Source organism: Cysteiniphilum marinum, assembly GCF_014857925.1.
Lineage (GTDB): Bacteria > Pseudomonadota > Gammaproteobacteria > Francisellales > Francisellaceae > Caedibacter > Caedibacter marinus.
The window spans coordinates 92,544-108,475 of the sequence record NZ_JACYVZ010000004.1; the positions used below are offsets into that span (position 1 = coordinate 92,544).

General features: G+C 38.8%; 12 protein-coding genes. 3 read left to right on the forward strand and 9 right to left on the reverse strand.

The genetic code is table 11. The annotated features are described in order from the left end of the window. Window positions 1-27: 27 nt before the first annotated feature. The gene (locus tag IE867_RS03845; RefSeq protein WP_192483460.1) at window positions 28-918 is read right to left on the reverse strand and encodes a hypothetical protein; all 891 of its coding nucleotides are present in this window, start codon (window positions 916-918) and stop codon (window positions 28-30) included. A gap of 311 nt (window positions 919-1,229) precedes the next feature. On the opposite strand from IE867_RS03845, the gene IE867_RS03850 reads away from it, so the two are divergent. Next, complete coding sequence (locus IE867_RS03850) at window positions 1,230-2,063, forward strand: hypothetical protein (protein ID WP_192483461.1); 834 nt, start codon at window positions 1,230-1,232, stop codon at window positions 2,061-2,063. Between the two features lie 10 nt (window positions 2,064-2,073). Here the strand turns inward: IE867_RS03850 and IE867_RS03855 are convergent, their stop codons facing one another. The 3 genes from IE867_RS03855 to nusB form a co-directional block, all read right to left on the reverse strand. Further along, window positions 2,074-3,555, reverse strand: a complete 1,482-nt coding sequence (locus tag IE867_RS03855) for a carboxypeptidase M32 (protein WP_192483462.1) — start codon at window positions 3,553-3,555, stop codon at window positions 2,074-2,076. Window positions 3,556-3,559: 4 nt separating this feature from the next. Continuing rightward, window positions 3,560-5,293 (reverse strand): phospholipid carrier-dependent glycosyltransferase, encoded by a 1,734-nt coding sequence (locus IE867_RS03860; protein ID WP_192483463.1) that lies wholly within the window; start codon window positions 5,291-5,293, stop codon window positions 3,560-3,562. Between the two features lie 95 nt (window positions 5,294-5,388). Further along, window positions 5,389-5,817, reverse strand: coding sequence for a transcription antitermination factor NusB (nusB, locus tag IE867_RS03865; RefSeq protein ID WP_192483464.1), 429 nt, complete (start codon window positions 5,815-5,817; stop codon window positions 5,389-5,391). A 178-nt stretch (window positions 5,818-5,995) separates the two neighbouring features. Between nusB and IE867_RS03870 the strand changes: the two genes are divergently transcribed. Further along, window positions 5,996-7,948, forward strand: a complete 1,953-nt coding sequence (locus IE867_RS03870; RefSeq protein ID WP_192483465.1) for a putative bifunctional diguanylate cyclase/phosphodiesterase — start codon at window positions 5,996-5,998, stop codon at window positions 7,946-7,948. Here the strand turns inward: IE867_RS03870 and IE867_RS03875 are convergent. The 3 genes from IE867_RS03875 to IE867_RS03885 form a co-directional block, all read right to left on the reverse strand. Further along, on the reverse strand, window positions 7,922-9,022 hold the full coding sequence (locus tag IE867_RS03875) for a YeiH family protein (RefSeq protein WP_192483466.1): 1,101 nt from the start codon (window positions 9,020-9,022) through the stop codon (window positions 7,922-7,924). The two genes, IE867_RS03870 and IE867_RS03875, sit on opposite strands and share 27 nt — an antisense overlap. Further along, window positions 9,019-9,669 (reverse strand): 16S rRNA (guanine(527)-N(7))-methyltransferase RsmG, encoded by a 651-nt coding sequence (gene rsmG / locus IE867_RS03880; protein ID WP_225629949.1) that lies wholly within the window; start codon window positions 9,667-9,669, stop codon window positions 9,019-9,021. The genes IE867_RS03875 and rsmG overlap by 4 nt, the downstream gene beginning before the upstream one ends. Before the next feature lie 124 nt (window positions 9,670-9,793). Next, the gene (locus IE867_RS03885; RefSeq protein ID WP_192483467.1) at window positions 9,794-10,678 is read right to left on the reverse strand and encodes a LysR substrate-binding domain-containing protein; all 885 of its coding nucleotides are present in this window, start codon (window positions 10,676-10,678) and stop codon (window positions 9,794-9,796) included. A gap of 166 nt (window positions 10,679-10,844) precedes the next feature. On the opposite strand from IE867_RS03885, the gene IE867_RS03890 reads away from it, so the two are divergent. Next, window positions 10,845-12,311, forward strand: coding sequence for a ketol-acid reductoisomerase (locus IE867_RS03890; protein WP_192483468.1), 1,467 nt, complete (start codon window positions 10,845-10,847; stop codon window positions 12,309-12,311). Between the two features lie 26 nt (window positions 12,312-12,337). Here IE867_RS03890 and IE867_RS03895 read toward each other — a convergent pair whose 3' ends face one another. Together IE867_RS03895 and IE867_RS03900 are read right to left on the reverse strand one after the other, a co-directional pair. Continuing rightward, window positions 12,338-13,993, reverse strand: a complete 1,656-nt coding sequence (locus IE867_RS03895) for an RHS repeat-associated core domain-containing protein (protein ID WP_192483469.1) — start codon at window positions 13,991-13,993, stop codon at window positions 12,338-12,340. 189 nt (window positions 13,994-14,182) lie between these two features. Continuing rightward, the gene (locus IE867_RS03900; RefSeq protein WP_192483470.1) at window positions 14,183-15,796 is read right to left on the reverse strand and encodes an RHS repeat domain-containing protein; all 1,614 of its coding nucleotides are present in this window, start codon (window positions 15,794-15,796) and stop codon (window positions 14,183-14,185) included. Window positions 15,797-15,932: the final 136 nt, after the last annotated feature.

Genomic DNA, 15,932 nt, shown 5'->3' on the forward strand with positions numbered 1-15,932 from the left:
CTTTTTGCTGGCACAAAAAATGGTTTTTTATCTTGTGATGACTACTTCTGTTTGCTGTGGGAATTTTGGACCTAGCGTCGTAACTGTAACATTGTACCCACTGCCAATTCTTGCAATATCATCCATATTCAGATAGCTTATATAAAAAGAATGATTCGTTTGATTATGGTTAATAAATCCCGATGGTCGTAAGTGATAATTGGTGATGACATCATAGGTTGCATTTAAGAATGCCAGAAACTTTTCATGAAGAGTTTCAGGCGGCGTTTCAGTATAACCATGCTCGATAATAATTGCTTTTCCATGCTGAGATAAGCATCGAAGGAAAGATGAAAACTCACTCCAGCGGCAGTTATCTTCGACATGATGCAATACCCATCGAGCAATGATAATATCATAGGATGTTTGCTCACTTTCTTCAGGAGTTACATAACATATACTATTTGATTTAATATCAGGATAGGGATCATATCCATAAACACCAACATTGATTGAATATTTTTCCTCTAAAAATGATTTTAATGATAGCTCATATTCTCCATTACCAATCCCATAACTAAAAATATTGACATCCTTTTTTTCAAGGCAAAGCGGCTCAATCGCATTTAATATAGATTGATTGGTAATCACATTATGATAATCCCAGCAAGCCAATATATCTTGTGGAGCAATTAGTTCTTTGTGGTTCTGGCATGTTTTAATAAATTCATGACACAATTGGGTTAAACTTACTTCATCATTAAAATATAATTTTATTAATGACCAGTTCGTTTTGCTATATTCAATTAATCTTTCTGCGAATTCATTTGCTAAAGTATTCCCTGACTGATATAACCCAAACTCATTAAAAGTCCTCATAAGCAGTGTTATATCGTGCAGGTTTAGCTTTATTAGATTTATGTCTTCAAGTGCATTCATATGTCCTCCCGCTAAATTGTATAGTTATTGTTTAAGTTCGATATTATCCTAATCTGTTGCACACATCAATTATGTAAAAGTTTAGACGCAATATGTCAGTTCTCTATTTTTCAAACGCGATTTTTATCAGATATGGTTGAGCATTTCAATCTTCCCATTCTCATTAGCTATTTATACGCGCTTTTTAAATTACCCACTGATTAACAGAACAAAATAGCAACCACCCTGCTAAAATATTCAACTAGTTTCTACGGCAGCTTTTGGTTATGATTGGCAAGATTTCATTTAGCAAAACCAAAGGATACGATACGATGCTTAAGAAAATTGGCGTGATATTCTCATTTATGCTGTTAGCAATGTCAGGCTTCCAATTAGCTGAAGCTAAGCGTTTTGGCGGTGGCTCAAGCCATGGTTATAGTCGCTCAGCACCGACACAAACACACAATAGCACAGCTGCTGGCAACACTGCTCAGAAAAAAGGTGGCATGGGCACCTTTGGCAAGATCTTAACTGCCCTTGGATTGGGTGCACTTTTTGCTTGGCTCTTTAGCGCGCATGGTATGACAGGACTGCTTATCGTTATTGCATTGATCGCACTCTTTGTTTTCTTTATGCGTAGGAAAGCCATGCAGCAACAAATGCACAATAGTAACACTAATGCTTCACCTAACCAAGCATCACCATTGCATAGCGCTGCTAATGCCTTTACAGGCAATGCACAAGAAAGTGCAACTGAGCAGCACGATCAATCAGCGCAAGTAAGTAATGGCATCGTTAATGGTCAATTAGCTGATGGCACACCTGAGACTGTCTTTAATCACCAAGCGTTAAATTTATTTAACCAACTACAAGCTTTAAACAATAAAGAAGGTCTTGAAAAGATCAGAAGCTATATCACTGAAGATCTCTATCACAGTGTCTTAAATGACATCGAGCACAATGATGAATTAGCACAATTTAAAGATTTGAGCTGCAAAGTCATTAGCTGTGATCGTCAAGTAAATCAATATATTGCAAGTGTCATGTTCGTCGGACAAGTCAAAGAAGATGCCCATAGTGACTGGCAGAACTTTGAAGAAATCTGGCATTTCACACGCAAAGATGGCGAGCATTTATGGCAAGTTGCCGGTGTTCAGCAGTTCTAAAATTCAAAGGCTACATATAGCGCGCTTTAATATGCTCGATATAAGCGCTCGCATCTAAACTTTTACCACTAGCCTTTGTGACCAGCTCATCAAACGTATATAGCGAGCCATATTGGTGAATATTATGATTAAGCCAGCTCATTAATGGCTTAAAATCACCTTTAGCAATACTTGACATAATTTTTGGATTGCTGTGCTTCGCTGCAGCAAATAATTGCGCTGCCAATAATGCTCCCAATGCATATGATGGGAAATAACCAAAATCACCAGATGACCAATGTACATCTTGCATGACACCATCTTTATAATTATTCGTCGTATCGACCCCAAGATAATCGCTCATCTTCTCCTGCCAAATAGCCGGCAAATCTGCCACCGTGATTTCATCAGTAAAGAGCGCTTTTTCAATCTCATAGCGCAAGATTACATGCAATGGATAAGTGACTTCATCGGCATCAACACGAATAAAATCAGGTCTCACCTTTAATAAATGCGTCATCAAGTTATCTTTTGATAAGCTGTCATTTTGACCAAAGTGACGTTGTGCATATTGCGCAAGAATAGCAATAAACTCAGGGCTACTACACACCTGCATTTCAACAAGCAATGATTGGCTCTCATGCACTGCCATGCCCAATGCTTTGGCTACAGGTTGTGTAATATACTTTTGCGGCAAACCCATTTCATACAAGGCATGTCCTGTTTCATGACATACCGATAAGGCGCTGGATAAAAAGTCATGTTCATTATAGCGCGTGGTAATGCGTACATCAGAAGGCACTCCGCCACAAAAAGGATGCTGTGAAGTATCAATGCGACCATGGTTAAAGTCAAAGCCAATAATACGCATCAGATCTTGGGATAATTCATGCTGCTTATCGATGGCAAAGCTTTGGTTAAATGGCAAACTTACCCTACTTCTTTGCTTATCAACAATCATTGGAATGGCTTGTGGCAAAAAGTGTTTAAGCTCATCAAATATCGGATCGATGTATTGTCTATTGACACCTGGGGAGAACTCATCAAGCAGCGCATCATAGGCATCAACACCATAATACTCTGCTTTGATCTTTGCTTTTTGTTTTACCAAGGCAACGGTTTTGCTCAAAAGCGGCATGAAGTCATGCCAATTGTTTTGACCACGCAGCGTGCGCCATGCTTGTGTCGACTCTTTGGTTGTCACCGCCAAGTCCGCCACTAAACGCTCAGGCAAAATCGTCGCATTAACAACAGCTTTACGCATATGCTTAATATTAGCCAATTGCCATTGATTTAAAGCGCTTTCATCGACATCCTGCAAACGACTCACCACTTCAGGTGAGTTTAACTGCTGATGAATGGTTGTTGTGAGACTGGCTAATGCACTATTGCGCGCTCTAGCACCTCCTATTGGCATCATCACATCCTCATCCCAGCACAACATCTCAAGTGCGTGATTAAGATCATTAATATATTTGAACTTATCGTGTAAATACTGATAGTTTTTATCCATTGTATTACGCTCCATGCATAAAGGCTGATTCTGCTAAGGGGTGGTTGGTTAGCAAGAAGCGCTTTGGTGTTTCTGCTAACAAATACCCTTGATAAGGCTGCCCTGCTTTAAAGTAAGCATTGTAATTATTCTCATCGGTAAAGACAAACACACGGCGATCGCTTTGCCACACTGGCCAGAATTGATCTGCGGTTCTTAGCGTTTTATCTGCACCTGAATTTGGCATTTTGGCAGTATTAGCAAGCTCACCTTCATTAGCAACAATCCACGTCAATCGATCCAAATAAAACTGTGCATCATAATAATAACCACCATAATTTGCGACAATGGCATGCGGGTAGGTTTTAAGCAAGGGCGCGACAATATTCGTCAATGGGCGCACACTTTTTTGCGCAAAATACTGAGAACCTGACCAACCTAAGTTCAAGATAATCATCATCGCACAGACAAACCATAGCATAATCGCTTTGAGATTATTGCGCTTCAGATAAATAAACCCTGCAATGGCAGTGATAAGAGAGACAATAGCCGCTGGCCAATAGAAACCTGCAATTCCACCAAAAAACATCGCAAAGTTAGGAATAAATGGCAAGATCACAAAAGCAATTGCAATAATAATGAAAAACACCAAGGCAACAATAATGCTCGCTTTGGTTGACTTACGTAATCTCGATTCGTTAAGTATCTTGTCAATGCGTCGCGCGATCAAGATTGCAAAGGGTGTCACTATTGGAATTAGGTAGCCCATTAAAATTGATTTTGAAAACGCAAAAAATAGCAAAATTGCCATACCCCAGACAAACAAAAACCATTCATTTTCATGCTTTTTGCGCGTTTTAAACTTAGTGAATACTGATTTAAAGACTTGTGGTAAAAAGCCAAACCACGGGAAAAAGGCAATAATGAAAATACCAAAATAGACAAACTTGCTCATTTGTCGCCCTTGCTCGTCCGTCGCATAACGCAAGATTTGCTGAACAATCACATAATAATGAAAAAATTCAGGGTGCTCGTTATTAACTGCAACAATCCATGGCACTGAAATGATTAATACGACGATTAAACCAAGATATAAGCGATAATCTAATAGCAGACGATATTTACCAACGATAAGCGCCCATAAACCGATAATCATCATCGGAAACACAATACCAATGAGTCCTTTAGTCATTACCGCAAGGCCTGAGAAAATAAAGGCATTTAATAGCCATATATTTGCTTGCCAACTTGTCTGGCGATATTGTCTTGATGCCCAGAATGACAACATGGTTATCGTTAAGAAAAAGGCGACACCGGCATCAAGATTTAGATAGCGCCCACCACCTAAATATAAGATCGATGTGCCCGTAATCAATGCAGCCCACAGTGATACACGGCGCTTTTGATAGACAATACGACAAACGATATACACAAACCACACACCAATAATCGATAATACTGGATTAGGCAGGCGTGCCGCCCAAATATTAAAGCCAAAGATTTTGAGTGATAAAGCAGTTAGCCAATAAATCATTGGTGGCTTTTCAAAGTAAATCACACCATCTAAGTGTGGCACGATATATTGGTGATTGACGACCATCTCACGCGCAATCTCAGCATAGCGCCCTTCATCAGGCGTAAACAGTACCGGCAGACCGTAAAGACATAAGGCAATTGCCATAATGATTGTTATCAATAACAAATCACACCAAAATACGCGATCCATTTGCCAACGAAGGCGACTTACCTTTTTTTCCATCGTGTCTATAACCTATATTTGAAGCATTTGAAGCTCAAAAGATTATATACATGTCAGATGATATTTTACAGTGGCATATACCACTGATCAGAAATTTAGAATGACTGCTGTCTCATTTCTTTAGCAATTTTATCCAAGAGTCCATTGACGAAACGGTGTCCCTCTTCAGTGCCTAGCTCTTTTGCTTGATCAACATACTCATTTAAAACCACCTGATAAGGTACATCTAAGCAATCGATAAGCTCATAAGCCCCTAAGCGTAAAATCGCCAAATCGATTGGGTTGATTGACGATAAATCATTAATCGCATAATGGTTGATTTTCTGATCAATCGCTTCTTTATTCTTATCGACACCATCGATTAAACGATAGAAAAAATCCCACTCAACAGGATGACGATCAACATTATCAGCATAAAACTGAAGTTTCAATTCGTTGACTTGTGTATGCGCCAATGATTGCTGATATAAAGCCTGCACGGCATGAAAACGCGCGCGTCTGCGCTCTTTGACTTTTAGTGACATCGGCAAAACCTTAAAAATGCTAGCTCAGTTAAAATACGATCGCAAATTATACCCAATCGCCAGATAATGTGATAGCGCTAATTATTTTTTTATTAAACTTTGAGCCTCAAGTACTGATTTAACCGATTATTAATCTATACTCAACTTAAGTTTCCATGGAGGACGATAAGGATAACCTATGGCAAAGCATATTAATCGCTCAAAAGGCACGCTTGAGGAGGTCATCACCTTAAAGGCACATACTCGCTTGATTAATGCCATGCTTATCTTAATTGCTATTTCATCAATTTTATTAAGTACATTGTCGGTATTTCGCGCGTTTGATAGTGGCTGGTCGCTTAAATACACTTTGGACTTATCTTTAGCTTTAGCCTTGGTTGTTTTGATGCTTTATCGCGCCAAGCTAAGCAACAAAGCCAAATCACATATTATTATGATTGTTGCCGCGATAGCCATCATTAATGATTATTTATTTTATGGTCTACTATCACCTGTTAGCATTATCTACGGTCTTGCTATTGTTTATGCTTTAAGCTTTTATGCCGAGAAATCTGCACTGATTTTTTCAAGCACAATACTTATTACTGTAGCAATTATTACCTGTCTGCATATAACCATGTGGCACGATAGGCATATCCAACCTATGACTTATCTTGGTTCGATTTATTCGTGGCTGTTATTAATAGGCTTATTGATATTTAGTTTACTATTTATCAGCTTTGTGATTATCTCGATGCGTCGCTTAACTTCACGCTTATTGCAACATGTCAATGATCGCAATGCATTACTTAGCAAAAAGGCTGTACTTTTAGAAGAACTTGCGATGACCGACAGTCTGACTGAACTGTATAATCGCCGAGCTTTTTTGAATGTTGTTAAGAAACTACTCCCCGTCACTAAACACCATCACTATATTTTAGTGATTGATATCCGCCAGTTTTCACGTATCAATGATACCTATTCGCATGATACAGGTGACAAACTATTAATCGCTTTTTCACAACGTTTAATTGAAACTTTACCCAAAAGTAGTATTGCTGCGCGCACTGGCGGCAATGAATTTAGCATCCTTGTGACACTCCCGGTGAACGAGGATATACAAACATTTGGCAGCCATCTACAAGAGAAAATGCAACAAAGCTATCGCTTAGACTACAAAACACTAAGCATTACCACAACATTAGGAATAGCATTGTTTACGCCACAGCTGGATTACACCTTAAATTTACGGCGCGTTGATTTAGCGTTATTTTATGCCAAGAGTCACAAACAAGACTGTGTTACCTATGATGAAACTATTGATAATTTCTATCATACGGAACAAACCCTTGAAAACTATATGTATGAAGCACTTGCCGAGAAATCTTTCTACTTCCATTTTCAACCGCTTGTCGATGGGCATAATGGGACCATCATTGGCTGTGAGAGCCTTATTCGCTTAAATCACCCTGAGCTTGGTAATATTCGTCCAGATATTTTTATTCCAATTGTGGAACGTATGGGGCTTGCCGATAAGCTCAATTACTATGTCGTTAATGAAGTATTATACTATTTCTGTCTGTTAGATTTAGTACCCTCCAAACATTTTAAACTTACTCTTAACATCTCCCCAGTTGTTTATAACTTTCCAGCACATATGCAATCATTGATTGAGCAAATTAAACAACATCCTGTTCCCAAGTGGCTTAATATTGAGTTTGAAATTACTGAATCTCAACTGATGCAGCATTTAGAAGGCAACTCATTAAATATAAACCAAATGTTTGCACAACTTAAAATGCATAATATCGGATTATCAATGGATGATTTTGGCACGCAATATTCATCTCTTAATCGCTTTATCAATTACAGTTTTAATACAATCAAGATTGACAAAAGCTTCACACAACGCCTTGATCAATCACACAATCAACCTGTCATTGGTGCGGTTAAAGCCATTGTGCTATTAGCCAATGAGCTCAATATCAATCTGATTGCTGAGGGCGCTGAAACCAAAGCACAAGTGGATAAACTGATTGAGCTAGGCTGTGATTGCATCCAAGGTTATTATTTCTATCGACCGATGCCAATTAAAGAACTCATACAAAATTTAACTCAAAACTGGTCACAGCACAATAATCAAGCCCAGTGATATGACAAGCAGGATAATCATCGCTAAACCGCCGGCTAACAATGGCTTACCGCCTGATTTAAGCAAGACAATCAGATCGGTATTTAAACCCACTCCGACCATTGCCATCGTCATACAAAAAGCAGAAATCTCGGCAATATAATGGCTTACTGAAAGATCAATTAGTCGATCTAGAAAGCCAAATAACCCCAAGGTATTTAGCACAACCACTGCCAAGAAATATAAAATAAACTTAGGGAAATACTGATGCCACGGCACTTTCTTTTGCACTTCACCATCCGTTTTATTGGCTTTATGATGCCTAATGCCGATTAGCATCACCATCGGCGCAAGAAGTAAAATCCTGACCATCTTAACAATCGTTGCTGTTTGTCCGGCAATCGCACCAAAAGCAAAGCCTGCTGCCACCACTTGTGGCACTGCTTGAATGGAGGTCCCCGCCCATACGCCAAATTGAAACTCATCTAGACTCAAGGCATGTCCCAGTAACGGCAAGACAAAAATGGCAATTAAACCATATAACGACACGATTGTCATCGCAATCGCCACTTGCGTTTGATTGGCTTTGACAACGGGAGCTGCTGCAACAATTGCTGAACCTCCGCATATTGCCGTACCAATGGTGATAAGGGCTGACATCTTCTCATCAACACCTAAGCGCTTACATAACCAAAGCGTGACAATATAGGCAATTAATAAACAAATGAGGTTAATCAATAATGCTTGTCCTGAAACTTTAAGCACCGAAAGCAAATCAAACTTCACCCCCATTAGCACGATGCCTAATGGCAATAGCGATTTTGCCGCAAAATTGGCACCTGGAGTGAGTTTCTGCCACAAGTGCGCTGAGCTGATCACACCTTGCAAATTTTCCTGTTGATGAGCTGCTGCTTTATGACGAAAGAACACATTGCCAAAGATAATACCAATGATAATTGATAACACCATCGGCTCCAATGGATGAACTTCTAAGCTTTGATGATAAATCGTAAAAGGGGCAAAGGGTAGAAAAGCCACGATATAGGCAATAACAGCTAATAGCGCACAAAATATGAGCCCTACTATTTTACTCATGCTTTATACATCCGGATCACATGACGCGTAGCATCTAACAGCGGCACATCGACCTCAAATATCTCATATTTTAGTGGCAATACATCTAATGTATCTTGCTCAACTTCAGCTCCTTTCATCGCAATCATTTGCCCGTCACTTGCCAATAAATGGCGACATAAACGCTCAAAATCAGCAATTGAGCTAAAGGCACGTGAAATCAACGTATCAAACAAGGTCGACGGCTCGTAATCCTCAATGCGAATATTGACCGCAGTAACATTATCCAAATCGAGCACTTTCTTGACATGGTTTAAAAAACGTACTTTTTTACCAACGCTATCAATCAGCACAAAGTTAACTTCAGGTAATAAGATTGCCAAGACGATACCTGGCAAACCACCACCACTACCGACATCAACAACATGTTTTCCTTTGATAAAAGAAACCACCGACATGCTATCAAAGACATGTTTTACCAGCATTTCATCCCACTGAGTAATTGCCGTCATGTTATAGGTTTTGTTCCACTTCTTAAGCAATGATAAATAATCAATCAAACGATTGATCTGCTCATCATCAACTGTGAGATTAAATTTCTCTGCAGCTTGGCGAATCTTGACCTTGCTATCATCAAGCATGTTATTCAAACAATCTAATGTAATCATTTTGTTTACAAACCCTTCCAAATCCTAATTGTCGTTTTTGAGTATATACCGCCCGTGAATCATTTTACAGCATTTCTGTTATTGATTTTCTTGTTCTTTGTGGTACATCCCTCTATATATTTAATCAATGATAATCCAATAACGCCAAGCTCTGGCATAACTGCCAAAATTTAAGCTTTACTGGTGATTTTAGGGATTGTTTACGCATCACAATACCCACCGTTACCGCTGTCATATCAGCAATATTGAGCATTTTGATTTTGCTTGCCAAATGATTATGTTCAACGACAACTCTCGGCAATACAGACACACCAACACCTGATGCAACAAGTGATAAAATCGCCTCATTGCCATCAACTTCACCATATATTCGCGGTGATTTTTTTTGCCTTATTAACCATGTATCTATCGTGTTATCGTTTAAAAACTGAATGGGCATAATAAAAGGATATTGCGCTAAGGCTTGATCGATCGACTGCACATCACTGTCTTTTGACACGACTAATACCATACTGGTGATCAGTACAGGATGGGCATATAGATTATCATCAAGCTTATGCTCATCAATAAATGAAATACCCGCATCCATTTGGTTACTAGCAACCAAATTAAGCGCATTTTGCATTGATCCTGTTTCTAATTGCAACTGCACATTGGGATAGCGTGCATTAAGTGCCTCAATAATCCGTGGCAAAATCACATATGACGCCGTCACCGTACAAAACAGACGAATATCACCGCGCAAATTATCCTCATCCGGATGTAATAACGCAAATAACTCATCATTTGCATCAAGCACTTTAATACTAAAGTCATACATATATCTACCAGCGTCAGTTAATGAAACATTACGATTGTTGCGCTCAAAAAAACTTGCCTCATAACTTTCTTCAAGCTTTTGAATAACTCTTGTCACCGCTGAGGGGCTTAAGTAACAACGCTCTGCGGTTTTGCTAAAACTAAGCGTTTCTGCCAATGTTTTAAACACCTCTAAACTTTTCACATTCATCAACTATCACTCCAACATTCACGTGATTTAATAATTATTGCATAACACGCAATATATAATTGATGATAATTCACTTTATTTCAACACCAAATTTATAGCACAATAAGTTTATCGGCGAATTTTATTTTTAAAATATTAAATATTAAAAACAACGAGGTAAGACCCCATGAAGATCCAAAGCAATATTTTTGACGTTAAAGAGTACAACTTAGGCGGCAGCAGCGAAACAATTGTTGCCGGAGGTCGTCATTTATTCTCGAAGCTGCCACAAGCATTTGATGGTATCAAACAAATCGGTGTGATTGGCTGGAGCTCACAAGGTCCAGCACAGGCGCAAAACTTGCGTGATTCACTCGCTGATACTGATATTAAAGTATGCGTTGGTTTGCGCGCTAATTCCAAATCAGAAAAATCTGCTGAAGCTGCGGGCTTCTCTAAAGCAGATGGCACATTAGGTGAGATGTTTGACGTGATATCTAAATCTGATTTAGCGATCATTTTAATCTCAGATGCAGCACAAGCTGAACTTTACAAAGAAATTTTTGCTGCGGCAAAACCAGGAAGTACCCTTGGCTTTTCCCATGGTTTTTTGATCGGCTATATGAAGACAATCAATGCACCGATTCGCAATGATATTAATATTGTTGCAATGTGTCCAAAAGGTATGGGGCCTTCGGTAAGACGACTGTATGAACAAGGTAAAACAGTTAATGGTGCCGGCATTAACAGTAGCATTGCCGTTTATCAAGACATCAATGGTAAGGCAACTGAATATGCGCTTGCTTGGGCAATCGCCTGTGGCGCACCATTTGTTTTCCCAACAACAATGGAGATGGAATATCGTTCAGACATTTTTGGCGAGCGCGGCGTATTACTCGGTGCCGTTCATGGCATTATTGAAGTGCTTTATCGCCACTTTACCGATAATGGTGTTGATCCTGAAGAAGCCTTCAAGCGTACTGCTGAAGCAATCACAGGTAATATCTCAAAAACCATCTCAACACAAGGGCTTAAAAAGGTTTATGACAGCTTTAGCCTAGCTGATAAAGAAAAATTTGAAAATGCCTACAATGCTGCCTATACACCCTGCTTAGATATTCTTTTTGAGATCTATGAAGATGTTGAAAGCGGCAATGAATTTCGATCAGTCACCTTGGCAGGCAAACGTCATTCGCGCCTACCAATGGGCAAAATCGATGGTACTGACATGTGGAAAGTCGGCGAGAAAGTACGTAGTGGGCGCGATAATAACAATATGCCAAATGACCCAATTACTGCTGGTGTTTACCTTGCCTGCATTATCGCCCAAGTTGATGTTTTAGCGGAAAAAGGTCACAGCTATTCAGAGATCGTGAATGAGTCAATTATCGAAGCCGTTGATTCACTTAATCCATATATGCATTTTAAAGGTGTTGCGCACATGGTTGACAACTGTTCAACCACTGCACGTCTTGGCGCACGTAAATGGGCGCCACGCTTTGATTACAACCTAATGCAACAAGCAATTCCTGCAATCGATCAAAAAGCACAAGATAATGCACCATTTACAAAATTTGCAAACCACCCTGTACATGAAGCGTTAGCCGTCTGCTCAACCTTGCGTCCATCGGTTGATATTAGTGTTGTTTGCTGACATTAATCATATCACTGTTTTCACACCTACATTGAAAAGATACTACTAAACATCATTGAGTTATTTATCGATTGATTTGTTAACTTAAGAAAATCAACCTTATCTTCATTAGTTACCATGCTGTTTGACTCATTAAGAACAGCACCCCACACCGTATGAAAGAAAGACTGAGTCAAGGATTTTACAATTTGTTTAGCATTACGCCTAAGTACTCCAGCCGTCTCAGTAACAGTATCCCATAAAGGGCCCATGACGAGTGATATAATGAATGGTGCTGTATCATCTTTTGTTATAAATTTATCACCATATAGCGTACCTACAACTTTGGACGTTAAATAGCTAAAAGGCCCCTGCGCCATAAATGTCCACTTGCGCTGCCGCATTGTTTTAAAAAGCTCTTCGGATGGATCACCTGGTCCTTTTATATTGATTACAGCCCAAACAAGTGTGCTTAAGAAATTTTGCGCAAATCCTTTACCATAATTATTTAATCCCGCAGCCTCCAAGCCACTATCTACTGGATCTACTCCTGAGACAGCACCTTGGGCTACACCCATTAGAAACATTGCTACTTCATTTTTGCCTACCATAACACCAAAACCAAATGCTTTACTTAATCCGTTCGCACTTGAAAAATAAGCACCTATTGCACCATCAGATAAAATCATGCCCAGCATACCAATGATATATATGCCTATATTAAGCGCAGTTTTGGTACCTTGAGACAGATGCCCACTCGGATCAATCTTATTCACCGGATCAGAATCCGCATAGCTATAATGATTCCAGACATCATAACTGTCTCGGGATAAGAATCTAGCACTGGTTGGGTCATAATCACGTGCTTTTAAGTAAACGATGTTACTGTCTACATCTTGATACTCACCCTTGTAAGTAAAGTTATTTGCCGCATTGGTATTTAAGCTGTTGCTATTATTAGCGTTATTGTCTTGGTTATTGTTCTGTAGGTGTGCTAACTTAAAGGCCGTGGCAAGATAGCTATCACCTAAGGCTTTTGGATTACCATAGGCATCATAATGCTGATTACCCATTACCTCTAAACCACCTGATTTTAATACACCATTGCCAACAGCATGCGCTAGCATCATCACCGTATCGCCATTTTGATGAACATAATAACTGTCTTGATTGTTTTGAGTGTTATACTCAGCAACAGTTGCCATATCTTTGCCAAGACCTGAGAGAAAAAAGCTGTGCTTAATTTTCTGGGTTGCTGTGACATTCTCTGTCGCTAATACGTGACCCGATTGATCATAATAAAACCTGACATGTTCACCATTCTTAATAATGCGATCTGAACGTAAACCATTAGGGTAATACTGGTAGTTTATTGTTTTACCATTCTTTAACTTCACTTTAACCAATTGATCTTGACCATTAAATGTATATTCTTTGCCATCAGCAGCTGTGATTAAATCACCATCTTGACTATATTTTTGCTCACGTGCGGACCAATCATGTGGATTCTGGACACTCGTTAGTTGATCTAAATCGTTATACCAGTATGTGGTGGTTGCACTATCTGTATTATTAATGCTATTAATAATCGCCGTTGGATGATGACTTGAAACAATAGGCAAAGATGCCGCTAATGCCACATTTTGCCATGTATTTGTGATCAATAACAAACTTATCAGTAGTTGCACAACCGTCTTTTTCATAACTTCTGTAGCGTCCCCATAAAATAACAGCGTAGATAATGTATAAAATATTGCCGCTATAGATGTAAATGTAGATGTAGATAAAATTATACTATTGGCTAAAGTTAGGTGCTATCCGTATGGGTACGGTATGACTGAAATGATCTACGCATTCACCTTGGGACTATTAATGCCAAATAGTTGGGGACGCTACAAACCGCTTTGTCTGAATATTTTCATTTGAGTTTGCAGGGAGTTATATTTCCTCATAAACTGACTTCCATATTCAAAATTATTATTGAATTCAGTAGTAAATTTGTTTTTCACAAACTCCAATATTTCTTTATCTTCAAGAAGTTTTTCCTTAAGAGATAACAAGTTTTTCTTTAAGCTAAGTTGTTCGGTTTCACTTAAAGATTGATTAAGATTACTTCCTATTTCATTAATGTTACCGATAATGCTTTGCGCTGTATCATTCTCGGAGAATTCAGATGAAATACTCTCAATCATATCTTCACTCAGGTTCTCTGCAGGATTTTCCAATGAGTTTTTCAATATTTTCTGAGCAATCGTATGATTTTCGAAATATGCACTCTTATTTCCCTCTGCTTCTATTTCCATAAGATCGTAATACTCGGACATAGTGATGCCTTCTTTATATTTTATTTTTGAGAGATCTACTTCAGTATCTAATTTAACAGGTTTAGTAAAACTTGTATTGTTCTCTCCAAATAAATCTATATTATCAAATCCAGCACTAATCCATTCCGATATTGCATATGTAGCCACGTAAGACAAAACCATAATCACTAAAGCACTTCCTGCAGAGATTAAAATCCCCTTGAGCCATTTAGGCATATGCCCACTCGGATCAATCTTATTCACAGGATCTGAATCCGCATAGCTATAATGATTCCACACATCATAACTGTCTCTTGATAAGAACCTGGCACTGTTTGGATCATAGTCACGTGCTTTTAAGTAAACGGTGTTACTGTCTACATCTTGATACTCACCCTTGTAAGTGAAGTTATTGGCGGCATTGGTATTTAAGCTGTTGCTATTATTAGCGTTATTGTCCTGATTGCTATTCTCTAGACGGATGAACTTATATGCTTTGGCAAGATAGCTATCACCTAAGGCTTTTGGATTACCATAGGCATCATAATGCTGATTACCCATTACCTCTAAACCACCTGATTTTAATACACCATTGCCAACAGCGTGCGCTAACATCATCACCGTATCACCATTTTGATGCACATAGTAACTATCTTGATTGTTTTGGGTGTTATACTCAGCAACAGTTGACATATCTTTGCCTAGACCTGAGAGAAAAAAGCTGTGCTTAATTTTCTCGGTTGCTGTGACATTCTCTGTTGCTAACACGTGACCCGATTGATCATAATAAAATCTGAGGTGTTCACCGTTCTTAATAATGCGATCTGAACGCAAACCATTAGGGTAATACTGGTAGTTTATCGTTTTACCACTCTTTAACTTCACTTCAACTAATTGATCTTGACCATTAAATGTATATTCTTTGCCATCTGCAGCTGTTATTAAATCACCATCTTGACTATATTTTTGCTTGCGTGACGACCAATCATGTGGATTCTGGACACTCGTTAGTTGATCTAAATCGTTATACCAGTATGTGGTGGTTGCACTATCTGTATTATTAATGCGATTATTAATGCTATTAATAATCGCCGTTGGATGATGACTTGAAACAATAGGCAAAGATGCCGCTAATGCCACATTTTGCCATGTAGTTGTAACCAATAACAAACTTATCAGTAGTTGTACAATCGTTTTTTTCATAACTTCTGTAGCGTCCCCATAAAATAACAGCGTAGATAATGTATAAAATATTGCCGCTGTAGATGTAGATAAAATTATACTATTGGCTAAAGTCAGGTGCTATCCGTATGGGTACGGTATGACTGAAATGATCTAC